This is a genomic window from Ideonella livida, assembly GCF_010499455.1.
GTDB lineage: Bacteria > Pseudomonadota > Gammaproteobacteria > Burkholderiales > Burkholderiaceae_C > Ideonella > Ideonella livida.
Window position 1 is genome coordinate 59,690 of the sequence record NZ_JAAGOH010000014.1, and the last position, 23,045, is coordinate 82,734.

A 23,045-nucleotide genomic window follows, 5' to 3' on the forward strand; every position below is an offset into this window, starting at 1 on the left:
GGTGCCGCCATGAGCGATACATCACACCCCGCATCGCTTGTAGCGGCCCCTGGCGGATACACGGAATGGCTGGCTGAGCTCAAGCAGCGCATTCACGCATCACAGCAGCGTGCCACGCTGGCGGTGAACCAAGAACTGGTGTTGCTGTACTGGCAGATTGGTCAGGGCATTCTGGAGCGCCAAGCCCAACAGGGCTGGGGCAGCAAGGTGGTGGACAAACTGGCCCACGACCTGCGCAAGGCGTTTCCAAGCATGCAGGGTTTTTCGCCGCGTAATCTGAAGTACATGCGGGCGTTTGCCCTGGCCTGGCCCGATGCCGACTTTGTGCAAGCGGTGCTTGCACGATTGCCGTGGTATCACCAACTGGCGCTGTTGGACAAGCTGCAAGCCCCCGACCAACGGCGCTGGTATGCCGAGCAGGCCATTGAAAACGGCTGGTCGCGCAATGTGTTGGTGATGCAGATTGAAACCCGTTTGCATGAGCGCGTGGGCCAAGCGGTGAGCAACTTCAGCCTGCGCCTGCCGCAGCCGCAGTCCGACCTGGCCCGCGAATCACTCAAAGACCCGTATCGCTTGGACTTTTTGGGCCTGGGCACCGAGGCGCTTGAGCGCTCGATTGAGGATGCGCTGGTTCAACATGTCACCCAGTTCTTGTTGGAGCTGGGGGCGGGCTTTGCCTTTGTGGGGCGGCAGGTGCACCTGCAAGTGGGCGAGAAAGACTTTTACCTCGACCTGCTTTTCTATCACCTCAAGCTGCGCTGCTATGTGGTGGTGGAGCTGAAGGCGGGGGAGTTTCAGCCAGAGCACGCGGGCAAGCTCAACTTCTACCTGAGCGCCGTGGACAGCCAGCTCAAACACCCGACCGACCAGCCCAGCCTGGGGCTGCTGCTGTGCAAGAGCCGCGACAAGGTGGTGGCCGAGTACGCGCTGCGCGACATGAACAAGCCCATTGGCGTGGCGGAGTACCAGCTGGTTCAGTCGCTGCCGGATGCTTTGCAAACCGATTTGCCACGCATAGAAGACATTGAGCGCGAGCTGCAAGACGTGCAAGACGCAGACAACGCGCCCACAGGGAACAACGCATGAAACTCAAGTTCAAGACCCAGGCCTACCAGTCTGCTGCCGTGCAAGCCGTGGTGGATTGCTTCAAGGGCCAGCCGCCCGCATCGGTGGAGGCCATCACCTATCGCATCGACCCCGGCCAAGCCAAGAAGGGCACGGAAGACCTGTTTTCGGATTCCGGCTTCAAGAACGCAGACCTGGCACTGACCGACCTGGCTTTGCTGGACAACATCCAGCAGGTGCAACGCGGCCAGAACCTGCCCATGTCTGAAACGCTGGTGAAGACCAAGGTCGCCCGCGTCAACCTCGACGTGGAGATGGAAACGGGCACGGGCAAGACCTACTGCTACATCAAGACGATTTTCGAACTGAACCGCCGCTATGGTTGGAGCAAGTTCATCATCGTGGTGCCCAGCATCGCCATTCGTGAGGGCGTGGCCAAATCGCTGGAGATCACCGCCGAGCACTTCCTGGAGACCTACCAGAAGAAGGCGCGCTTTTTCATCTACAACTCCAAGCAGCTGCACCACCTGGAGAGCTTTTCTTCGGATGCGGGCATCAACGTGATGGTCATCAACGTGCAGGCTTTTGCCGCCCGTGGTGCCGACAACCGCCGCATCTACGAGGTGCTGGACGACTTCCAGTCGCGACGCCCGATTGACGTCATCAGCGCGAACCGGCCCATCCTGATCCTGGACGAGCCACAGAAGATGGAAGGCGCGGCGACATTGAAGTCCTTGGAGGAGTTCAAGGCCTTGATGGTGCTGCGCTACTCGGCCACGCACAAGACGACGCACAACAAGATTCACCGCCTGGACGCGCTGGACGCCTACAACCAGAAGCTGGTGAAGAAGATCGCCGTGCGCGGCATCGCGGTGAAGGGCCTGGCGGGCACCGCGGGCTACCTCTACCTGCAATCCATCGAGATTTCGAGCAAGAAGCCGCCTGAAGCCCGCGTTGAGTTCGAGCAGAAGCTGGCGGGCGGCAACATCAAGCGCGTGCTCAGAAAGCTGTGCAAAGGCGACAACCTGTACGACCTGTCCAACGGCTTGGACCAGTACCGCGACGGCTTTGTGGTGTCGGACATCAACGCCAACGCCGACACCCTGAGCTTCACCAACGGGGTGCTGTTGACGGTGGGTGATGCCATCGGCGATGTGACCGAGGCGGCACTGCGCCGCATCCAGATTCGCGAGGCGATCAAGGCCCACTTCGACAAGGAGCAGGCCCTGTTCCAGCAGGGCGTGAAGGTACTGACGCTGTTCTTCATCGACGAAGTGGCCAAGTACCGCGACTACTCGCAGCCGGACGAAAGAGGCGAATACGCCCGGGTTTTCGAAGAGGAATACAACTCGTACCTCAACGAGGTGCTGGACCTGATTGAAACGCCCTACGTCAAGTACCTCAAGGGCATCACCGCCGATAAGACCCACAGCGGCTACTTCTCCATCGACAAGAAAACCAAGCGTGACGTTGACCCGGACATCGAGAAGCGCGGCGAGAACGCTGGCCTGTCCAACGATGTGGAAGCGTACGACCTCATCCTGAAGAACAAGGAACGCCTGCTTTCGTTGGATGAGCCGGTGCGCTTCATCTTTTCGCACTCGGCCCTGCGCGAAGGCTGGGACAACCCGAACGTGTTCGTCATCTGTGCGCTCAAGCACAGCGACAACACCATCTCGCGCCGCCAGGAAGTCGGCCGGGGCCTGCGCCTGTCCGTCAACCAGCACGGCGACCGCATGGACCATCCGGCCATCGTCCATGACGTGAACGTGCTCACCGTGGTGGCCAGCGAGAGCTACAAGGACTTCGTCGCTGCGCTGCAAAGGGACATCAGCGAATCGCTGTCTGCCCGTCCGAAGGTGGCGGATGAAGCCTTCTTCACTGGCAAGGTGCTTAAGACGGCCACCGGCGACGTGGAAGTCACCCCGCAGCTGGCCAAGCAGATCTACAAGTACCTGCTCAAGAACGACTACACCGACGATGCCGACCGCATCTCTGGTGCCTATCACGACGCCAAGAAGGCCGAGACATTAGCCGAGCTTCCGCCTGAACTGAAGCCCTATGCGGCCCAGGTCTACCAGCTGATCGACAGCGTGTTCAGTGCCAGCCAGTTGCCAGAGATCGGCGACGACCGCCGCCCCAAGAAGAACCCGCTGAACGCCAACTTCGACAAGCAGGAGTTCAAGGCCCTGTGGAACCGCATCAACCGCAAGGCGGCGTACAGCGTCAGCTTCGAGGAGGCTGAACTGATCGAAAAGGCCGTGGCGGCGCTGAACAACACGCATGCCGGCCTTCGAGTGACTCCGCTGCAATACACGGTCCAGCGCGGTGAACAGGTTGAAGGTGCCACTTACGAAGACATGAAAGCCGGCGAGGCCTTCAAGCTGCAGGCCACAGAAACCGAGGTCAACCGCTTGTCGGTGCACTCGGCCGTCAAGTACGACCTGATTGGCAAGCTGGCCGAAGGCACGCAACTCACCCGCCGCACGATTGCTGAAATCCTGAAGGGCATGAACGTCGCGGTCTTCGCGCAGTTCAAGACCAACCCCGAGAGCTTCATCGCCGAAGCCATCCGCTTGATCAACGAGCAGAAGGCCACGGTCATCATCGAGCACCTGGCCTATGACCCGGTGGAGGACAAGTTCGACCTCGACATCTTCACGGCCGGCCAGACCAAGCAGGACTTCAGCAAGGCCGGTGACAAGCTGAAACGCCACATCTACGACTACGTGCTGACCGACTCCAACATCGAACGCCAGTTCGTGAAGGAGCTGGACACCAGCGGCGATGTCGTGGTCTACGCCAAGCTGCCGCGCGGATTCCTGATCCCTACGCCAGTGGGCGACTACAACCCCGACTGGGCCATCTCGTTCAAGGAAGGCGCGGTCAAACACGTCTACTTCGTGGCCGAGACAAAGGGCTCGATGTCCAGCATGGAACTACGTGAGATCGAGAAAACCAAGATCAAGTGCGCCCGAAAGTTCTTCGACGACATCAACGAGAAGTTCGCGCCAGAAGCCGTCAAGTACGACGTGGTGGACAGCTTTGGCAAGCTGATGGAATTGGTCAAGTAGTTCGCATCCACCCGAGTCGCGGCCCCGCCTCACCCCTCCACCGGATCCTGCGGCGTGTCCAGCAGCAGCTGGTAGAAAGCCAGGTCCAGCCAACGGCCGAACTTGAAGCCGACCTGGGGCAGGGTCCCCACGGGCTGGAAGCCCAGCTGGGTGTGCAGGGCGATGCTGCCGGCGTTGCTGGCGTCGATGGCGCCCACCAGGGCGTGCACCTGGCGTTGGCGGGCGGCGGCAATCACGGCCTGCATGATCTGGCGGCCCAGGCCGCGGCCCCGGTGGTCGGGGTGCACATAGACCGAGTGCTCCACCGTGTACTTGAAGGCCGGAAAGGCGCGGAAGGTGCCGTAGCTGCCAAAGGCCAGCAGCTGGCCGGTTTCGTCCTCCAGGCCCAGCACCGGAAAGCCGCCCTTGTCCTTGGTGGCGAACCAGGTTTCCATGCTGGCCAGGGGCCGGGGGGTGTAGTCGTACAGCGCGGTGCTGTGGACGATGGCGTGGTTGAGGATGTCCAGGATGGCCTGGGCGTGACGGGCGTGGGTGCAGTCCACCAGGCGGGGCGGGGTCATGGCAGTCTCCGGGAAGGGGCGGCGCTGCGGGTGAGCGCCAGCAGGTAGCGGGCCGATCGGGGGCCGGGGTTGTGGAAGGTGATGCGCTCGCCCAGCGTCATGGCCAGGCAGTCGCCACTGGCCAGAAGCCAGCGCTGGGGCTCGGCGGCGCCGGCCAGGGTGATGAGCATGTTGCCTTCCAGCATCCAGAGCTGCTGCTCGATGCCCACCCGCGGCGCCGGGATGTCGAAATCCACCGACTGGCCCGCCGGAAAGTGCACCTCCACCAGCTCCACCGGCGCGGCCACCCCGCCGGGGGTGAGCTGGCGGCGCTGGTAGCCCGAGGCCGGGTCGGTCCACACCGGCTGATCGGCCAGGCGGGCCACCGGTTGGGGCGTGGGCGCGGGCGGGGTGAACAAGGCCGGCAGCGGCAGGCCGAAGGCGTCGGCCAGCTTGTGCAGCACGGCGGCGGTGGGGCTGGTCTCCTGGCGCTCGATGAGCGAGATCATTGAGCGGCTGACGCCGCTGCGCTCGGCCAGCTGTTCCAGGGTCAGGCCGTGGGCCTGGCGCAGCTCGCGCAGGCGTTGGGCCAGAAAAGCGTCGATCTGCATGAATTCCAGTGTATTAGAATTTTAATCCAGTAAACAGGAATTTCAGCCCGCCGGCGGCGGCAGCGGCACCCGGGTCTCGAACTTGGAGCAGTTCATGGCGAACATGCTTTTGAAGTTGCGCACGTTGTGGATGGACGAGAACACCTCGCGGGTGAAGGCGTGGTACTGGGCCATGGATTCGGCGCTGACGATGAGCAGGAAGTCGAACTCGCCGGCGATCTCGTAGCAGGCCATCACCTCGTCCAGCGCGGCCACGCGCTGCTCAAACTGGGTGAGCAGGGCGGCGTTCTGCTTGTCCAGCTCCACCGAGACGAAGACCGTGAGCGAACGGCCCACGCGTTGGCGGTCCACCAGCGCGACCTGTTTTTGCAGCACGCCACGCGAGCGCAACTGCGCGATGCGGCGCTGGCAGGTGGCGGGTGAGCTGCCCACGCGCTCGGCCAGCTCGCGCATGGGCAGGGAGGCGTCGCGCTGCAGCAGGTCCAGCAGGGCGGTGTCCAGCGCGTCCAGGGCCACGGGTCGGGTGGTCGGTCGGGTGTCGGGTCGGGGATCCAGGCGGGAGATGGGGTCCATGGGTTGTGGTGAACCGTCAGTTTGGGCGTGGTGTGTGGGTGGATTTCATCATCTTGGGCCGAAAGATGGTGAATTCGCTCGACCAGGGCATCCAAGAATCCGGGGCATGAACACGCCGTTGACCCCCGCTGACGCGGACCGCGATGCCGACGCCGAACTGGTCCACCGCCTGAGCCCGGGCTGGGTGGGCTGGCGCCACGACTTCCACCGCTTCCCCGAGACCGGTTTTGAGGAACACGCCACCGCCGACCGGGTGGCCGCCCTGCTGCAGGCCATGGGCCTGGAGGTGCACCGGGGCGTGGGGGGCACCGGCGTGGTGGCCAGCCTGACGGTGGGCCAGGGCGCCGGGGTGATCGGCCTGCGCGCCGACATGGACGCCCTGGCCCTGCAGGAGAACGCGCCGGGCCGGCCCCATGCCTCCACCCGGGCGGGCTGCATGCATGCCTGCGGGCATGACGGCCACATGGCCATGCTGCTGGGCGCGGCCGAGTTGCTGACCCGGCGGCGCGACTTTGACGGCACGGTGCGCTTCATCTTCCAGCCGGCAGAAGAGCACGGCCGGGGCGCTGCCGCCATGCTGGCCGACGGGCTGTTGACGCGCTTTCCCATGGATGAGATCTACGGCGCCCACAACATTCCCGGCCTGCCCACCGGCCACATCGCCACCCGCAGCGGCGGGCTGATGGCCAGCGAGGACAACTTTGTCATCCGCATCACCGGCCGGGGTGGGCATGCCGCCCGGCCGCACATGGCGGTGGATCCCCTGGTCATTGGCGCTGAGATCGTGCTGGCGCTGCAGACCGTGGTGGCCCGCTCGGTGGACCCGCGCCATCCGGCGGTGGTGTCGTGCACCGAGTTCATCACCGACGGCATCCGCAACGCCATCCCGACCGAGGTGGTCATCAAGGGCGACACCCGCAGCGACCACCCCGAGGTGCAGGCCCTGCTGGAGCGGCGTATGCGTGAGCTGTGCGAGGGCATCTGCCAGGCCCACGGCGCCCGCTGCGAGTTCAGCTACACGCATGAGTTCGCCCCCACGGTGAACTGGCCGCAGTGCGTGGACGTGGCGGTGCGCGCCGCGCAGGCGGTGGTGGGCGCCGGGCAGGTGGAGGCCCACACGCCGCCCATGATGATCTCGGAGGACTTTGGCCGCTTCCTGCAGGAACTGCCGGGCGCCTTTGTCTTCATCGGCAACGGCGCCGGGGAGGGGGTGCCCGGCGCCACCCCGCTGCACAACGCCGCCTACGACTTCAACGACACCCTGGTGCCGCTGGGCGCGCGCTACTTTGCCGAGCTGGCCCGGGTGCGGCTGCCCCGGCGCTGAGCGCGCGCCAACCCAGCCTCCCCACGGCCTGCGGCCGCTTCACCGCCTTCAGCCCCAGCCTGCCCACGCCCTGTTTGCCCCGACGATGCCCATGCTGTTCCACAACCCCCACGCCACCCGCCGCCCTGCCGATTCCGCTGACACGGCGGTGCTGGGCATCGCCACCGCCCAGGCCGCCCGGGCGCGCCTGCGCGGCTGGCCGCCACTGCGGCCACAACCCACGCCCACCTGGGAACTGCCGGGCTTGGCCCGGGCGCTGGGGCTGGGCGGTTTGAGCGTCAAGGATGAGTCTTCTCGCTCGCCACTGGGCAGCTTCAAGGCCCTGGGTGCGCCCAACGCGCTGCTGACCCTGGTGCTGCGCCGCTGGCCCGATGCCGGCTGGACGGCCGCCAGCCTGCTGGCTGGCACCCATGCTGCAGAGCTTCGGGGGTTTGTGGTCATCAGCGCCACCGACGGCAACCATGGACGCGCCCTGGCCGCCGCTGCCCAGAGCCTGGGCTGCCGCTGCGTCATCGTGCTGCACGCCCAGGTGAGCGTGGAGCGCGAGGCCGCCATTGCCGCCCTGGGCGCGGAGATCGTGCGTATCGCCGGGGACTACGACGAGTCTGTGCGCGAAGCCGCGCGCCTGGCCCAGCGCCACGGATGGCAGGTGGTGTCGGACACCTCGTACGACGGGTATGAGGACGTGCCGCGCGACGTGATGCAAGGCTATGGCGTGCTGGCCGATGAGCTGCTGGAAGGCCTGCCGCCGGACGCTGACTGCCCCTGGACCCACGTGATGCTGCAAGGCGGCGTGGGCGGTCTGGCCGCCGGGGTGGTGAGCTACTTCTGCGAGCGCTTTGGCGACCGCCGCCCGGTGTTCTGGGTGGTGGAGCCCGAGCAGGCCGACTGCCTGCTGCAGAGCGCCCGCCAGGGGCAGCCCGCCCGGGCCACCGGGACGGTGGACTCGGTGATGGCCGGGCTGGCCTGTGGTGAAACCTCCCCCCTGGCCTGGCGCTTCCTGCAGCCGGCGGTGGATGTGTTCGCCACCGTGAGTGACGACCAGGCCGTGGCCGCCATGCGGGTGCTGGCCGAGGCCCCCCATGGCGATGTGCCGGTGCTGGCCGGCGAGTCCGGTGTGGCGGGCTTGGCCGCCTTGATGGCCTGGGCGGGCCGGGCGGCCTCGGCGTCGGGATTGGACGCCGGCGCCCGGGTGCTGATCCTCAACACCGAGGGTGCCACCGCCCCGGCGGTGTATGAATCGCTGACGGGCCGCAGCCCGGCGCAGGTGCTGGCCGCCCAGCAGGCCTGGCTGGCGGCGCGCCGCCCCGACGCCCAGGACCTGATCCAGCCCCTGATGGACCGCCTGGCCGCCAACGCCACCGTGGGTGCCACCCCGGCCGGCGGCCTGTGCCGACTGGCCCTGACCGACGCCGACCGCGACGCCCGCGACCAGCTGGTGCGGTGGATGCGCGAGTTGGACCTGCAGGTGCAGGTGGACGGCATTGGCAACATCTTCGGCACCCGGCCGGGCCGGCGCCACCTGCCGCCGGTGATGACCGGCTCCCACCTGGACACCGTGGCCACCGGTGGGCGCCTAGATGGGCAATACGGCGTGATGGCCGGCCTGGAGGTGGTGCGCTGGCTGAATGCACGCGGCCTGCAGACCGAGCGCCCCCTGGTGGTGGCCGCCTTCACCAACGAGGAAGGGGTGCGCTTCCAGCCCGACATGATGGGCTCGCTGGTCCACGCCGGCGGCCTGCCGCTGGCTCAGGCCCTGGACACCCTGGGCACCGATGGCACCCGCCTGGGCGATGAGCTGCGCCGCATCGGCTACGCCGGTGCGCTGCCCTGCGGCCAGATCGTGCCGCATGCCTTCATCGAGCTGCACATCGAGCAGGGCCCGGTGATGGAGGCCGAGGGCGTGGACATTGGCGCCGTGGCGGACCTGCAGGGCATCTCCTGGCAGGAGTTCACGTTCATCGGCCAGTCCAACCATGCCGGCACCACGCCCATGCACTTGCGCCGCGACGCTGGCCAGGGGGCTGCCGCGCTGGCGGTGGCCGTGCGCGCGCTGGCCCAGCGCCATGGCGCGCCCCTGGTGGCCACGGTGGGTGCCCTGCAGCTGCAGCCCAACCTGATCAATGTGATCCCGGCCCGGGCCACGCTGACGGTGGACCTGCGCCACACCGACGAGGCCACCCTGCAGCGCGCTGAAGCCGAGTTGGCCGACTTGGTGCAGCAGCTGGCGGCACAGGAGCGGCTGGAGGTCCAGACCCGCCGGCTGGCGCGGTTTGAGCCGGTGCACTTTGACCTGCGCCTGGTGCGGCTGATCCAGGACAGCGCCCGGCACCGGGGCTGGAAGGTGCGCACCATGACCTCGGGCGCGGGGCATGACGCGCAGATGATGGCCCGCCAGTGCCCGGCCGCCATGATCTTTGTGCCCAGCGTGGCGGGCCTGAGCCACAACCCGCGTGAGCACACCGCGCCAGAAGACCTGGCGCGCGGCGCCGCCGTGCTGCTGGACGTGCTGCTGGCGCTGGCTGAAGAGGTGTGAGGCGCGCGCTGGGGCTCAGCCCAGGTGGCGGTTCACCAGCGCCTGGAGCTGATCGCGCATGAAGCGGCTGGAATCCGCCGCGCGGTCTTCCCAGGCAAAGACGCAGGCCGAGATCAAGCCGTCAAAGCCCACCTCGCCCAGGGTCTTGAACAGGGTTTCAAAGTCCACCTCACCCTGGCCGATGTCCAGGTGCTGGTGCACGCGGACCTGGCTGCTGCCGGGCGGGTTGACGATGTAGCGCAGCTGGCTGCTCTTCTTGTGGTTGTAGGTGTCGGCCACGCGCACATGGGCCAGCAAGTCGCCGGCTTCGCGCACCATCGCGGCCACATCTTCTCCGTAATAGAAGGTGTGCGGGGCGATGAAGCTGAGCTTCAGGGCCTTGGAGCCGAGGTTGCGCACGATGTCGCAGGCGGGCTGGTAGGTCTCGATCCAGTCTTCGGGGTGCGGCTCCACGCTCAGCGTGATGCCTTCACGCTCCAAGATCGGCAGCAACTCGTCCATGGAGCGGAACCACGCCGCCTCGCAGGCTTCCTTGGTGTTGAGGTTCAAGGCGGTGCCGGCGGTGGCGGCCACGCTGCGCTCGGGCGAGGCACCGCGGCCGAATTCGCTGACCATGAGGCGGCAGTCCATCTCCACCGCCACTTCAATGGCCTTCTTCCAGCAGCGCACGGCCCACTGGCGCTCGTCTTCAAACGGGCTGGCCCAGCGGTACATGGGCTGCAGGCTGGCCAGGCCCACGCCGGCTGAGCGCATGGCGGCCTTGAAGGCGGCCATGCGCGGTGCGGTGGCGCGGGGCATGACCCACCAGTCCAGAAAGTCGCTGCGGGGCGAGAGTTCGATCTGGTCATAGCCCAGCTCGGCCACCGCGCCGGGCAGTTCGCTCAGGCTCAGGTGGCGGATCATGTAGGGATCGAGCGCGATCTGCATGCTTGTGTCTCCGTTTTGCTTATGGTGCAGCCCCCCGCCGTGGGGGACAGGGCGCGCGGCGGGGCGGGCGATCAGGCGTAGAAGGCCGGGCGCTCGGGCAGGTTGATCGGGGTGATCTGCTTGCTCTTGCGGGCTTCAATACAGGCCTCGGCGGTGACGCTGGCCACGTAGCCGTCCCAGGCGTCGGGGCCGCGCACTTTGCCCTGTACGGTGGCGTTGATCCAGTCTTGCAGCTCCACGTCGTAGCTTTCGATGAAGCGCAGCTTCCAGTCCATCAGGATGCCGCTGCCTTGGCGGGCGTTGCTGCGCAGCGGCACGGTCAGCGGCTCGGGCAGGCTGGCCACGCCGGTTTCGCCCACCACATGGCACTGGATGTCGTAGCCAAAGCGGCAGGCCACGAAGATTTCGGTGTCGATGCGGATGCCTTGGCGGGTTTCCAGCAGGATGGTGACGGGGTCATGCAGGCCGGCATGGGCGTGGCGGGTCTTGCGGCCCTCAATGACTTGCACGCTGGTGTATTCGTCGTTCAGCAGCCAGCGGAACACGTCAATCTCGTGGATGAAGGTGTCGGTGATGTTCATGTCACCCACATACATCTCGGGCACGGCGGGGTTGCGGTGGGCGGCGTGCACCAGCAGGGCATCACCCACGGTGCCGGCGTCCAGCGCGGCCTTCAGGGCGCGGTAGCCGGCGTCGTAGCGGCGCATGAAGCCCACTTGCACCAGATTCTTGCCGTGCTTCATTTCGGCTTCGACGATGCGGCGCGCGCCCTCGGCGGTCACGGCCAGGGGCTTCTCGCAAAACACCGGCTTGCCGGCGGCGATGCAGGCCAGCACCTGCTCCTCGTGCGCCGGCCCCCAGGAGGCCACCACCACGGCCTGCACCTCGGGCGCCTGGATCAGGGCGTCGGCGCTGTCATAGAAGGTGGCCGGGATTTGGGCCTTGTCGGCAAACGCCACGGCGGCGTCGCGGTGGAGGTCGTTGATGGCGACCACGCGGGCGCCGTTCAGGGTGAACTGCAGGCGGCGGGCGTGTTCTTGGCCAATGCCACCGCAGCCGATGAGGCCGATGTTGAGGGTCATGTGTGTCTCCTGAGGGCTAGGGCGCCGCGGCCGATGAGCCGGCCGCAACGCGGGTGTGAACAGCCCTCAGGATCGGTGCGTTGGAAAACAATTTCCACGCCCGAAATGACCATAAATGGTCAAGCGTGTTCGCCGCCCAGGTTTTCCAGGCAATGCAGCGCAAAGTTGATGGGGCCGCTGGACACGGGATGGTCCAGCAGGCCCAAGGCCTGCTGCAGGTGGGTCAGTGCGCCCTGCACCTGGGCTTCGGGGGCCTGGTCGATCACCAGTTCCAGCGTGCCGGTGCGCAGCAGGGCGCGGTGGGCGGCATGGATCTCGTGGCCCACCCACACCGGGCGCACGGCGGGGGCCTCACGCAGCAGGGCGCCGGGCACGCCGGCGGTGCCGGCGCCGCTGGTGTAGAGGCCGCGCAGGGGCAGGCCCTCGGCGCGGCAGGCGGCCAGGGCCTCGCGCACGGCAAAGTGCACCCGGTCGGGGTCGTCGGTGCAGGCCACGGGGCCGCGCACGCGCAGGTGCGCAAAGCGCTCGGCCAGCACCTCGGTGCAGCCGCGTATGCGCTCGGCATGGGCCCGAAAGCTGAGCTGGTGCGTCACCAGCAGCACCTGGCCCGACGCGGGGCCGGCCATGCGGCCGATGAAGTGGCCTGCCGTGCGGCCGGCCTGCAGGTTGTCGATGCCGGCGTAGTGCAGGCCGGGCACGTCGGCCACCCCACTCATGAGCGTGACCACGGGCACGGCGGCGGCCACCTGTTCGCGCAGCGCGGCGCGCACGGTGGGACTGTCGGGCAGGGCCACGATGAGGCCGTTGCGCCGGTGCGGCGGCTGGCCCAGCAGGCGGGCCAGACGGGTCTCGTCGTCGGTGGGGCAGCGGTGGCGGTGCAGCAGCACGCGCGGCGCCAGGGCCTGGGCCGCGCGCTCAAAGGCCTGTTCCAGCCGGTCAAAGTAGGGCGTGGCGCTGGCGGCCAGCACCACGTCAAACCGGATCAGGCCGTGGTGCGGGTCGGGCAGCACGCGTGGCACGCCCAGCTCGCGGGCGGCGGCAATCACCCGGGCACGGCGCTCGGGCGAGACGCCACCGCGGTCGTTCAACACCCGGTTGACCGTGGCCGGGCTCACGCCCGCAGCGGCGGCGATGTCATCAAAACGGGGCGCGCGCTTGCGGCGCGGGCGGGAGGCGGAGTCGCTCATCCCGCCATGTGGCCACGTTCAGGCGGCGGTGGCAAGCGCGGCCACGCCTTCACGGATGAAGGCCATGCTGGCGGCCAGCTGGGCTTCGATGTCGGCGGCGGTGGCCACGCTCTCGGCGAAGGGCTCGAAGGACACCAGGCCGGTGTAGCCCAGGTCCAGCAGGCGGCGCAGCTGGGGCAGGTTGCCCAGGCGGTCGGCGTCGCCCACCAGCACGCGGTGGCCGTCGCGCATTTGGTTCACGCCCAGGTCCAGGTCTTCCACGCCGGAGATGTGCACCAAGCCGGTCAGCTCGGGGAAGAAGGTGTCTTCACCGGCCAGGTGGTGGTGGAAGGTGTCGTGCACCAGGCGGAAGGTGCCGTCATCGCCAATGGCTTGGATGGCCTGCACGGCCAGGCTCTTCTGGCGCAGCGCGCATTCCTCAAAGCCCAGCGGCTCCACCAGACCGGTCAGGCCGCGGCTGCGCAGGATGGGGCGCAGGCCTTCCAGCGCCTGCACCAAGCCGGCGGCGCGCTGGGCGGCGTTGCGCTCGTCTTGCCAGCTGTTGAGGGGGCACATCACCAGGGCCTCGGCGCCGCAGGCGGCGGCATAGTCGGCCAGGCGGCTGGCCTGTTCGGCGCGCTCGGCGTTGAACACGTCAAAGGGGTAGAGGGCGTTGATGGAGCGGATGCGCAGGCCGTGGTCGCGGGCGATGGCGCCGATGTCCGAGGCCGGGGTGCCGTCCTGCAGCTCCACGCCGGGCAGGTCGTTGCGGATTTCAATGGCCGAGATGCCCAGGCGCTGGCACATGGCGGCGAAGGCCGGGAAAGGCTGGCGCGAGGCGCTGATGCGGTTGATGGCGAAGTTCAGGGTGGCGGACATGCGCGGTCTCCGGTGTATGAGGCGGTGTTGGCGGTGTGGCGGTTCGGCCCTTGGGGCCATGGCGCCGCACTCTAGGCAGGCAGGCCGCCGCCGTGCTGGGCGACGTTGACCATTTATGGTCAACACTTGTTCTTCGGGCTAACCCTGTTTGCAAATTCATTTCCAATGAAAGAACATCATGGAATTGAAATTTCAATTCAGCGCGCGCGTCGCGCCTGCCTCAGGAGACCCCATGAAACACGTCGCCGTTTTCGGCGCTGGCCGTATTGGCCGCATCCACGCTGGCAACCTGGCCCGCCTGCCGGGCGTGAAGCTCGACTTTGTCTGCGACCCCATGGGCGACAGCGCCGCGCAGTTGGCGCAGCAGCTGGGCGCCCAGGTGGGCGACATCGACGCCGTGCTGGCCAACCCGGCGATTGACGCCGTGGTGATCGGCTCGCCCACCAGCACCCATTCGGACCTGATCACCCGCGCTGCCGCGGCGGGCAAGCACATCTTCTGTGAGAAGCCGGTGGACCTGTCGGTGCCACGCGCCATCGAGTGCGGCCAGAAGGTGGCTGCCGCGGGCGTGGCCTGCATGATCGGCTTTCAGCGCCGTTTTGACCCCACCTTCAACGAGGTGCGCCGCCGCCTGGACGCCGGCGAGATTGGCAACCCCGAGATGCTGGTCATCACCAGCCGCGACCCGGGCGCGCCGCCGGTGGCCTACATCCAGCAGTCGGGCGGCATCTTCCGCGACATGCTGATCCATGACTTCGACGTCTTCCGCTGGATCTTGTGCGCCGACGGCGACGAAGCCGCTTGGCTGAGCGCCACCGGCTCGGTGCTGACCGACCCCGCTGTGGGCGAGGCCGGCGACTTTGACTGCACCGCCGTGACCCTGCGCACAAAGAAGGGCCGCCTGTGCCAGATCAACACCACCCGCCGCGCCGCCTACGGCTACGACCAACGCTTTGAGGTGCTGGGCGCCACCGGCCTGCTGCAGGCGGGCAACCACACGCCCACCGAGGTGCGGCAGTGGAACGCCAGCGGCATCCATGCCGACAAGCCGGAAGACTTTTTCCTGCAGCGCTACGCCGCCGCCTACCGGCTGGAGATTGAGCACTTCTTTGAGTGCCTGCAGAGCGGTGCGCCCTTCCGCACCACGGTGCAAGACGGCGTGAAGGCCCAGATCCTGGCTGACGCTGCGGCTGAAAGCGCCCGCACGGGCCGCCCGGTGGAGCTGTGAGCATGAGCAGCTCCTCCTCAACCCCCGCCAAGCCCCGCCTGCGCGTGGGCATTGCCGGCCTGGGCCGCCTGGGCAAGCGCCACGCCGAGGCCCTGGCCTTTGGCAACCGACACTGCCAACTGGTGTCGGCCTGCAGCCCGGTGCCGTCTGAGCTGGACTGGGCGCGCGAGCAGCTGGGGGTGGGCCGCTGCCACGCCAGCTTCGACACCTTTCTGGACGACCCTGAGCTGGACGCCGTGGTGCTGGTCACGCCCACCAGCCTGCACGCGGACCAAACCATGGCCGCGCTGCGTGCCGGCAAGCATGTGTTCGTGGAAAAGCCGCTGGCCCTGAATGTGGAGGACTGCGAGCGCGTGCAAGCGGTGGCCGCCGAGCACCCCAACCAAGTGGCCATGGTGGGCTTTGTGCGCCGCTTTGACCCCAGCTACCGCCGCGCGGCCCAGCGCATCGAGGCCGGCGAGCTGGGCCGGCCCTTCCTGGTGCGCTCACAAACCTGCGACCAGAACGACCCCGAGGGCTTCTTCGTGCGCTTTGCGCCCACCTCGGGCGGCATCTTCATGGACTGCAGCGTGCACGACATTGACCTGGCGCGCTGGCTGCTGGGCCGGCCCAAGGCGCTGCGGGCCTTTGCCACCGGCACCATCGCCCTGCACCCGGGCCTGGCCGAGTGCCAGGACGTGGACAACGGCCTGGCCATCGTGGAGTTTGAAGGCGGCGCCCGCGCGGTGTTCTACGCCAGCCGCACCCTGCCACACGGCCACGAGACCACCACCGAGGTGATTGGCACCGCCGGCACCCTGCAGGTGGGCTTTGGCGCCCATGCCGACCGGCTGGAGCTGCGCAGCGCCGCGGGCGTGAGCCATGCGGTGCTGCCGGACTTTCATGCCCGCTTTGAGGCGGCTTTCCAGCAGGAGATGGCCGAGTTTGTGGCCGCCTGCCGCGGCGAGCGGCAGCTTTCGCTGACCCTGGCCGACGCCACCGAGGCCACGCGCATTGGCTTGGCCATCACGCGCTCTTTGCGCAGCGGCATGCCCGAGGCGGTCTGAGCCGCAAACGCCATAGGCACCAAATCGCCGTCGGCGTGGGGCGCCAGTTCAGACCACCGGATGCAGCGCGGCGCCGGGGCGCTGGTCACAGTCGGTGAACACGCGGTGCGGGCAGGCGGCGCAGCCTTCGGGTTGCAGGCGGTGCACGATGGTGGCCAGGGCCTGCGCCTTGTTCTGGAACAGGTGGTCCTCGCCCAGCTCGGCCAGCAGGCCGTCGCGCCGCCACTGGGCCACCACATCGGGCCGGGGGCGGTGGAAGTACAGGTCTCCGCCCTGGGCACGTCGGGCACGCAGCTCTTGGCGCCACATCGCGGAGCCGGCCACATCCACAAAGTTCATGCTTTTGGCCATGACCAGCAGGTGGCGCTGGGCGGGGGCGCTGTCGCGCAGCGCTTGCAGGTGGTCACTCACATGGGCGGTGGCGCCAAAGTAGACCGAGCCTTCCATGCGCAAGAGCTTGAGCTGCGGGCACTCGGGCAGGGTGGGCGAGTCACCCGCGGGCCGGCCGTCCAACACCACGAAGTGGCGGGGCGGGCTGGGCCGGTCAAAGCCCATGCTGCGCAGGGACGGCCGGGCGGTGCGTTGCAGATAGGCGCCCAGTGAGAGGGCGCTGCCCACCAGCACCGCCAGCTCCAGCCGCATCACCAGCGTGGCCACCAGGGTGAGCGCCGCAATCGTCCACTCGGCACGGCTGGCGCGCGCCAGCTGCCGCCAACTGGCTGGGGCCAGCAGGGTCCAGCCCACCAGCATCAGCAGACCGGCCACGGCCGCCAGGGGAATGCGGGCCAGCAACGGCGCCGAGAACGCCACCAGCGGCACCACCGCCAAGCCGGAGAACACGGCCGCCAGCGGCGTGCGGGCACCGGCCTCCAGGTTGGGTAGGCTGCGGTTGAGTGAGCCGCAGGCCACGTAGGCGCCGCTCACCCCGCCCACCAGGTTGGCCAGGCCCTGGCCCAGGAACTCGCGGTTGGCGTCAATGCGCTGGCCGGACTTCTCGGCCACCGCCTTGGCAATGGCGATGCTCTGCGCCAAGGCCACCACGGTAAGCGCAGCGGCCAGCCCCAGCAGATCGGGCCAGCGCGCCGGTGGGACCTGGGGCCAGTGCAGCGGGGGCAGGGCGGAAGGCAAGGGCCCCAGCACCGCCACCGCCCAGGCCGCGCCCAGCGCGCCCCGGTCCACCGCGGCCTGCAACAGCGCGCCCAGCGCGGTGCCGGCCACCAGCGCGATCAACATGAAAGGCCAGCGCGGCCGCCACCTGCGCAGGCCGGCGGCCAGCGCCAGGGTGAGGCCACTCACCACCAGGGCACCTGGCGCGGGCGACGTGTGCCCGTCAGCGACAGCGCCTGTCCAGGCCTGCACAGTGGCCAGCGGCTGGTGCAGGGCGTCGGCCGGCAGGCCCAGTGCGTCAGGCAGTGCATGCCAGACGATGAGCAGCGCCGCGCCACTGGCAAAACCCAGCAGCGCGGTGGGTGAGATGAAGTGCGCAATGGCCCCCAGGCGCAGCGCCCCGGTGGCGAACTGCAACGCGCCCACCAACAGTGTGAGCGCCAGCGCCAACTCCACATAGCCGGGGCTGCCGCGCAGGGCCAGCGGCGCCAGCATGGCCGCCAAAGCCAGGGAGTTGGCGTTGGTGGGCCCCGTCACCACATGCCAACTGCTGCCCGCCAGCGCGGCCACGATGCAGGGCAGCACCGCCGAGTACAGGCCGTACTGTGGCGGCAACCCCGCCAGGGTGGCAAAGGCGATGCCCTGGGGCAGCACCAGCAAGGCGCTGAGCAATCCGGCCAGGGCGTCGGCCCGCAGGGTGCCGGGCTGGCGCAGCCGTGGCCACCAGGCAGGGGTGAAGGAGGCGAAGTTCATGACAGCCACAGAGGAGGTGGGCGCGGCAACACCATGTGCCGTACCCCCACCCATCATCGGCCATCGCCGGCCACCGGCGGCCGGTTGCCAGCCCTCAAGCCTGGGCAAGCCCCTGGGGCGGGGACACGGTGCCCCATTCGCCGGCCCAGTTCTCGAACCAAGCGGCGCGGCGGGTGGCCTCGTCGTCGGTGGGCTCGGCCAGCAGCACCTGCAGCTTGGCAAAGGCCGCTTCCAGCGTCAGATCACCGGCCGGCAGCACGCCCAGGGCCTGCAGCGCATGGCTGCTGGCGTAGGTGCCGGGCGCCACGCCGCCATGCGGGCATTGGCTGCGGTTGACCAGCATCACGCCCCGGTCACGGGCCTCGGCCAAGGCCGCCAGCAACTCGGGGTCTTCAGGCAGGTTGCCCAGACCGTAGCTGCACAGCACCGCGCCGCGCAGGCCGGGCACGGCCAACTGGGCGCGCACCGTCTGGGCGGGCAGGCCGGGATGCACGGTGATCACCGCCACCGCGGCGTCCCCGGCCACCGCCTCGCGGAAGCGGCGGGGGGGCGTCGCCCGCCGCAGCCGCGGGGTGTGCACCCGCAGCGTGGCCGCCAGATCGGCCAGCGGCAGGTCATTGGGGGCCGCAAAGGCGTCCAGGGATTGGCTAGACCACTTCACCGCCCGCGCGCCCGGCCACAGGTGGCGGCCAAAACACAGGGTCACCCCCGCCAGCCGGGCGTCGGCCGCCAGGCGCAGTGCCGCTTCCAGGTGGGCGGGGGCGTCACTGCGCGCCGCCTGCCAGGGGATTTGCGAGCCGGTCAAGATGACCGGCTTGTCGGCCCCGCGCAGCAGACAGGACAGCGCGGCGGCGCTCCAGGCCAGGGTGTCGGTGCCGTGTAGCACGACAAAGCCGTCAAAGTGGTCCCAGGCCTCGGTGAGGGTGCGGGCCAGGCGCGGCCAGTGGGCCGGGCGCAGGCTGGCACTGTCAATGGCCGGCGCCAGCGGGCGCACCTCAAAGGCCGGCAGGTCACCGCAGTCTTGCAGGTCAGCGCGCCAGGCCTGCAGGCAGGCGGCAAAGTCGGTCATGGGCGCCAGCCCTTGCGGGCCGGGGGCCATGCCGATGGTGCCGCCGGTGTAGAGCACCAAGATGCGGCGGGCGGTGGCGCTCATGCGATGGCCTTGGGGTCGGCGCCGGGGCCCAGCATGGCGGCGGGGCTGAGCACCTCGTCCAGCCGTTCGGCGTCCATCAGGCCTTCGGCCAGCACCAGGGCGCGCACGGTCTGGCCGGTCTGCAGCGCGGCGGCGGCCAGCCGGGTGGCGGTGGCATAGCCCAGGTGCGGCACCAGGGCGGTGACCATGCCAATGCTGCGCTCCAGCAGCTCGCGGCAGCGCTCGGTGTCGGCCCGGATGCCGCGGATGCAGCGGGTCTCGAACATCTGGCAGGCCGCGGCCAGCATCTGCAGCGATTGCAGCAGGTTGGCCACGATGAGCGGCTCCATGGCGTTGAGCTGCAGCTGGCCGGCCTCGGCCGCCAGGGTCACGGCCAGGTCATTGGCGATGACCTGGAAGGCCACCTGGTTCACCGCCTCCGGGATCACCGGGTTGACCTTGCCCGGCATGATGGACGAGCCCGGCTGCATGGGCGGCAGGTGGATTTCACCAAAGCCGGTGCGCGGGCCGCTGGAGAGCAGGCGCAGGTCGTTGGCCACCTTGGAGAGCTTGACCGCCAGGCGCTTGAGCACACCGGAGAACAGCACGAAGGCGCCCATGTCCGAGGTCGCCTCCACCAGGTGGGCGGCGGGCACCATGGGCAGGCCGGTCAACTCGGCCAGGTGGGCCACGGCGCGTGGGCCGTAGCCGGCCGGGGCGTTCAGGCCGGTGCCAATGGCGGTGCCGCCCAGGTTCACCTCGCACAGCAGGGCGCAGACCTCGCGCAGGCGGTCGATGTCCTCGCCCAGCGTCACGCCAAAGGCCTCGAACTCCTGGCCCAGGGTCATGGGCACGGCGTCCTGCAGCTGGGTGCGGCCCATCTTGATCACGCCGGCGAACTCGCGGCCCTTGTCGGCCAGGGCCTGGCGCAGGCCGGCCACCGCCTCGATCAGCGGCTCGGTGGCGAACTGCAGCGCCACCCGTGCCGCGGTGGGGTAGGCGTCGTTGGTGGACTGCGACTGGTTGACGTCGTCGTTGGGGTGCAGGTGGGCGTAGGCGCCCTTGGGCCAGCCCAACTTCTCCAGCGCCAGGTTGGCCAGCACCTCGTTGGCGTTCATGTTGGTGGAAGTGCCGGCGCCGCCCTGGATCAGGTCCACCACAAAGGCCTCGTGCAGGCGGCCACCGGCCACCTCCAGGCAGGCCGCCACGATGGCCTCGGCCTTGTGGGCGGGCAGCACGCCCAGCTCCAGGTTGGCGCGGGCGGCCGCGGCCTTGACCAGGGCCAGGCCGCGCACCAGCGCGGGGTGGTGGCCGATGGGCACGCCGGTGAGCGGAAAGTTCTCCACCGCGCGCTGGGTCTGGATGCCCCACCAGCAGTCGGCGGGCAGGGCCATGTCGCCCAACAGATCGTGTTCAAGACGGGTGTCCATGGGAGGTCTCCTCAAGGAAGGGGTGCGGCGCGACTTCAGCGCGGGTGTTGCAGACGGGCCTGGTCTTGGCGCTCCAGGGTCCAGGCCTGGGCGTCGATGCCGATGTCGGCGAAGCGGCGGGCGTCAAATACCGGCTCGGCCACGCCCCGGGCCACCTGCTCGTCAAAGTCACGCATCAGGCGCAGCGCCGGCCGGAACAGCATCACCAGGGCAAACAGGTTGGCCAGGGCCAAAAAGCCCATGGTCACGTCGGCGAAGGCGAACACGGTGCCCAGGTCGCTGGTGGCGCCCCAGGTGCACAGGCCGGCCACGGTCAGGCGGTAGGCCACCAGCAGCGGGCGGCGCTGGCCGCCCAGCCAGGTCAGGCTGTTCTCGCCCAGGTAGTAGTTGTAGATGACGGTGGTGAAGCCGAAGAGCAGCATGGCCAGGCTGACGAACACCCGTCCCCACTCGCCCACATGGCTGGCCAGAGAGGCCTGAGTGAGGGCAATGCCGCCCAGGCTGGCGTCCATGCCGGGCTTGTAGACGTCGCCCAGCAGCACCATGAAGGCGGTGCAGGAGCAGATGACCAGCGTGTCGATGAAGACCGAGAAGGCTTGCACCACGCCCTGGCTGCCCGGGTGCGGCACATAGGCCACAGCGGCCACATTGGGCGCGCTGCCCAGGCCGGCCTCATTGGAGAACAGGCCGCGCTTGACGCCCATGAGCACGGCAGCGCCCACGGTGCCGCCCACGGCGGGTTCCAGGCCGAAGGCACTCTTGAAGATCAGGGCCAGCACGCCGGGAATCTGCTCCAGGTTCAGGGCCATGACCACCAGGGCCATGCCCAGGTAACCCACGGCCATGACCGGCACCAGCACCTCGGCCACCTGGGTGATGCGGCGGATGCCGCCAAAGGCAATGACGACCATGACCAGGCCCAGCGCCACGCCGGTGACGGCCACCGGCACGCCAAAGGCGTCCTGGACCGAGCTGGCCACCGAGAAGGCCTGCAGCGCGCTGAAGCCAAAGCCGAAGGTCACCAGCAGCAGCACCGAGTACAGCGCGGCCAGCCACTTCCAGCGCGGGCCCAGGCCCCGCTCGATGTAGTAGGCCGGGCCGCCACGGTAGGTGCCGTCAGGCTGGGCCTGCTTGTAGGCCTGGGCCAGCATGCATTCAAAGTAGCTGGTGGCCATGCCCAGCAGGCCCACCATCCACATCCAGAACACGGCGCCCGGGCCGCCCAGGGTGATGGCCACCGCCACGCCGGCGATGTTGCCGCCGCCCACGCGCCCGGCCACCGACAGGATCAGCGCCTGGAAGGAAGACAGGTGCCCCTCACGGTCTTTGGCGAAAGCCTGGCTGGCACTCAGGATGCCGAACATGCGGCCAAAGTGCCGGAACTGCACAAAACGCGAGCCGACGGTGAACCACAGGCCCAGGCCGATCAGCAGGGCGATGAGCACCTTGCTCCAGAGCAGGTCGTTGAGGGCCTCAAGCATGGCGCACCTCCGAGTGGGCGGTGGCGAGGAGGGCAGGCGTGCAGGGGCAGCCTGGACAGGGCAGGGGTCGCATGGGTTGTCTCCGTGTTGGCGTGTCGGGGCAGGTCCCGAGCGGCAGGCGGTTCGGCCTGGCCGTTCAGGGCTTCAGCGCCGCATTTCATCGGCCCACGGCCGCGACGGGAATTCGCACTCACGGCGCAGAAGCATGCAAACTGGCGCCTTTGGTGCGCCAAAGTGCGTCACACCCAGACCCCCCACCCGCGTGAACGACGACTTCGCCCACAACCTGCGCCTGCTGTGCAGCTTCTATCCCTCCATTGCCGAGGTCTGCCGGCGGCTGGACATCAACCGTGCCCAGTTCAACCGCTACCTGAGCGGCCGCTTCCAGCCCGGTGCCGGCCTGCTGCGCCGGCTGTGCGACTTCTTTGGTGTGGAGCCCCACGAGATGGTGCTGCCGGCCGCGCAGTTCGCCCGCCTGGTGCAGGTGCGCCCGCGCCAACCCGAGCCGCGCGAGGCGGCCGCGGCAGACCCGGTGTCAAGCACCTTGGGCCAGCTGGCGGCCTCAGGCAGTGAGGGGCTGGACCGCTTTCTGGGGCACTACTTTGAGACTTACTACGCCATGGCCTGCCCGGGGCGGGTGCTGCGCACGCTGGTGGTGCTGCAGCGCCAGGGCGACCGGGTGGTCTACCAGCGCACCGAGCGCATGGTGGAGCGGCCGGGCGAGCGGGCCAGCCACGGCCGCTACCATGGGGTGGCGCACCTGCTGACCGACCGCATCTTCCTGACCGATCTGGAGACCCTGACCGGCCTGGAGATGACCCAGACCATCCTGTTCCCGTCGTACAAGAACCGGGTGACCCGGCTCTCGGGCCTGCGGCTGGGGGTGTCGGGCAGCGGCGAGCGCATGCCTTGCTGCGCGCGGGTGGTCTACGAGTACCTGGGCCGGCAGATCGACGTGCGGCGCGCGCTGCGCCTGTGCGGCCTGTACGCGCCGGACGATCCGGCGCTGGACGCGCTGACCCGCGAGGCCATTCGCAACGACATAGCGCCTGGCGAATGGCACCTGCGGGCGCGCTTCACCTAGACCCGATG

General features: G+C 68.6%; 18 protein-coding genes. 7 read left to right on the plus strand and 11 right to left on the minus strand.

Annotated elements, in window-relative coordinates:
• Nucleotides 1-9: 9 nt before the first annotated feature.
• Together G3A44_RS12775 and G3A44_RS12780 are read left to right on the plus strand one after the other, a co-directional pair.
• On the plus strand, nucleotides 10-1,086 hold the full coding sequence (locus G3A44_RS12775; protein ID WP_163457913.1) for a PDDEXK nuclease domain-containing protein: 1,077 nt from the start codon (nucleotides 10-12) through the stop codon (nucleotides 1,084-1,086).
• A complete protein-coding gene (locus G3A44_RS12780; protein ID WP_163457914.1) occupies nucleotides 1,083-4,139 on the plus strand; it encodes a type III restriction-modification system endonuclease in 3,057 nt (1,018 codons plus the stop codon). Before G3A44_RS12775 ends, G3A44_RS12780 begins: the two co-directional genes overlap by 4 nt.
• A gap of 29 nt (nucleotides 4,140-4,168) precedes the next feature.
• On the opposite strand, the gene G3A44_RS12785 is transcribed toward G3A44_RS12780, so the two are convergent.
• The 3 genes from G3A44_RS12785 to G3A44_RS12795 are packed head-to-tail and all read right to left on the minus strand — an operon-like array spanning nucleotide 4,169 to nucleotide 5,805.
• On the minus strand, nucleotides 4,169-4,699 hold the full coding sequence (locus G3A44_RS12785) for a GNAT family N-acetyltransferase (protein ID WP_163457915.1): 531 nt from the start codon (nucleotides 4,697-4,699) through the stop codon (nucleotides 4,169-4,171).
• Complete coding sequence (locus G3A44_RS12790; protein WP_163457916.1) at nucleotides 4,696-5,289, minus strand: helix-turn-helix domain-containing protein; 594 nt, start codon at nucleotides 5,287-5,289, stop codon at nucleotides 4,696-4,698. Before G3A44_RS12790 ends, G3A44_RS12785 begins: the two co-directional genes overlap by 4 nt.
• Before the next feature lie 42 nt (nucleotides 5,290-5,331).
• A complete protein-coding gene (locus G3A44_RS12795) occupies nucleotides 5,332-5,805 on the minus strand; it encodes an Lrp/AsnC family transcriptional regulator (RefSeq protein WP_375138656.1) in 474 nt (157 codons plus the stop codon).
• A gap of 163 nt (nucleotides 5,806-5,968) precedes the next feature.
• Between G3A44_RS12795 and G3A44_RS12800 the strand changes: the two genes are divergently transcribed.
• Both G3A44_RS12800 and G3A44_RS24100 read left to right on the plus strand, forming a co-directional pair.
• Nucleotides 5,969-7,186 (plus strand): M20 aminoacylase family protein, encoded by a 1,218-nt coding sequence (locus G3A44_RS12800; RefSeq protein WP_163457918.1) that lies wholly within the window; start codon nucleotides 5,969-5,971, stop codon nucleotides 7,184-7,186.
• 91 nt (nucleotides 7,187-7,277) lie between these two features.
• Nucleotides 7,278-9,722, plus strand: coding sequence for a diaminopropionate ammonia-lyase (locus G3A44_RS24100; RefSeq protein ID WP_163457919.1), 2,445 nt, complete (start codon nucleotides 7,278-7,280; stop codon nucleotides 9,720-9,722).
• Between the two features lie 15 nt (nucleotides 9,723-9,737).
• Here the strand turns inward: G3A44_RS24100 and G3A44_RS12810 are convergent, their stop codons facing one another.
• From G3A44_RS12810 to G3A44_RS12825, 4 genes are all read right to left on the minus strand, one after another.
• Complete coding sequence (locus G3A44_RS12810) at nucleotides 9,738-10,649, minus strand: sugar phosphate isomerase/epimerase family protein (RefSeq protein ID WP_163457920.1); 912 nt, start codon at nucleotides 10,647-10,649, stop codon at nucleotides 9,738-9,740.
• 71 nt (nucleotides 10,650-10,720) lie between these two features.
• A complete protein-coding gene (locus G3A44_RS12815) occupies nucleotides 10,721-11,731 on the minus strand; it encodes a Gfo/Idh/MocA family oxidoreductase (protein WP_163457921.1) in 1,011 nt (336 codons plus the stop codon).
• Nucleotides 11,732-11,850: 119 nt separating this feature from the next.
• Nucleotides 11,851-12,918, minus strand: a complete 1,068-nt coding sequence (locus tag G3A44_RS12820; RefSeq protein WP_163457922.1) for a LacI family DNA-binding transcriptional regulator — start codon at nucleotides 12,916-12,918, stop codon at nucleotides 11,851-11,853.
• Nucleotides 12,919-12,936: 18 nt separating this feature from the next.
• A complete protein-coding gene (locus G3A44_RS12825) occupies nucleotides 12,937-13,776 on the minus strand; it encodes a TIM barrel protein (RefSeq protein WP_163457923.1) in 840 nt (279 codons plus the stop codon).
• A gap of 232 nt (nucleotides 13,777-14,008) precedes the next feature.
• On the opposite strand from G3A44_RS12825, the gene iolG reads away from it, so the two are divergent.
• The gene (iolG, locus tag G3A44_RS12830; protein ID WP_163457924.1) at nucleotides 14,009-15,004 is read left to right on the plus strand and encodes an inositol 2-dehydrogenase; all 996 of its coding nucleotides are present in this window, start codon (nucleotides 14,009-14,011) and stop codon (nucleotides 15,002-15,004) included.
• A 2-nt stretch (nucleotides 15,005-15,006) separates the two neighbouring features.
• Nucleotides 15,007-16,050 (plus strand): Gfo/Idh/MocA family oxidoreductase, encoded by a 1,044-nt coding sequence (locus G3A44_RS12835; protein WP_163457925.1) that lies wholly within the window; start codon nucleotides 15,007-15,009, stop codon nucleotides 16,048-16,050.
• A gap of 48 nt (nucleotides 16,051-16,098) precedes the next feature.
• On the opposite strand, the gene G3A44_RS12840 is transcribed toward G3A44_RS12835, so the two are convergent.
• The 4 genes from G3A44_RS12840 to G3A44_RS12855 all read right to left on the minus strand — a co-directional run bounded on the left by G3A44_RS12840 (nucleotide 16,099) and on the right by G3A44_RS12855 (nucleotide 21,953).
• Nucleotides 16,099-17,910, minus strand: a complete 1,812-nt coding sequence (locus tag G3A44_RS12840) for a SulP family inorganic anion transporter (protein WP_163457926.1) — start codon at nucleotides 17,908-17,910, stop codon at nucleotides 16,099-16,101.
• 94 nt (nucleotides 17,911-18,004) lie between these two features.
• On the minus strand, nucleotides 18,005-19,063 hold the full coding sequence (locus G3A44_RS12845; protein ID WP_163457927.1) for an asparaginase: 1,059 nt from the start codon (nucleotides 19,061-19,063) through the stop codon (nucleotides 18,005-18,007).
• Nucleotides 19,060-20,472 carry an aspartate ammonia-lyase gene (locus G3A44_RS12850; protein ID WP_163457928.1) on the minus strand — a complete coding sequence of 471 codons (1,413 nt, stop codon included), beginning with the start codon at nucleotides 20,470-20,472 and terminating at the stop codon, nucleotides 19,060-19,062. The genes G3A44_RS12845 and G3A44_RS12850 overlap by 4 nt, the downstream gene beginning before the upstream one ends.
• A gap of 35 nt (nucleotides 20,473-20,507) precedes the next feature.
• Nucleotides 20,508-21,953 (minus strand): alanine/glycine:cation symporter family protein, encoded by a 1,446-nt coding sequence (locus G3A44_RS12855; RefSeq protein WP_163457929.1) that lies wholly within the window; start codon nucleotides 21,951-21,953, stop codon nucleotides 20,508-20,510.
• A gap of 262 nt (nucleotides 21,954-22,215) precedes the next feature.
• Here G3A44_RS12855 and G3A44_RS12860 point away from each other — a divergent pair, with 262 nt between their 5' ends.
• Nucleotides 22,216-23,037 (plus strand): helix-turn-helix domain-containing protein, encoded by an 822-nt coding sequence (locus G3A44_RS12860; RefSeq protein ID WP_163457930.1) that lies wholly within the window; start codon nucleotides 22,216-22,218, stop codon nucleotides 23,035-23,037.
• The last annotated feature ends 8 nt before the right edge of the window (nucleotides 23,038-23,045 follow it).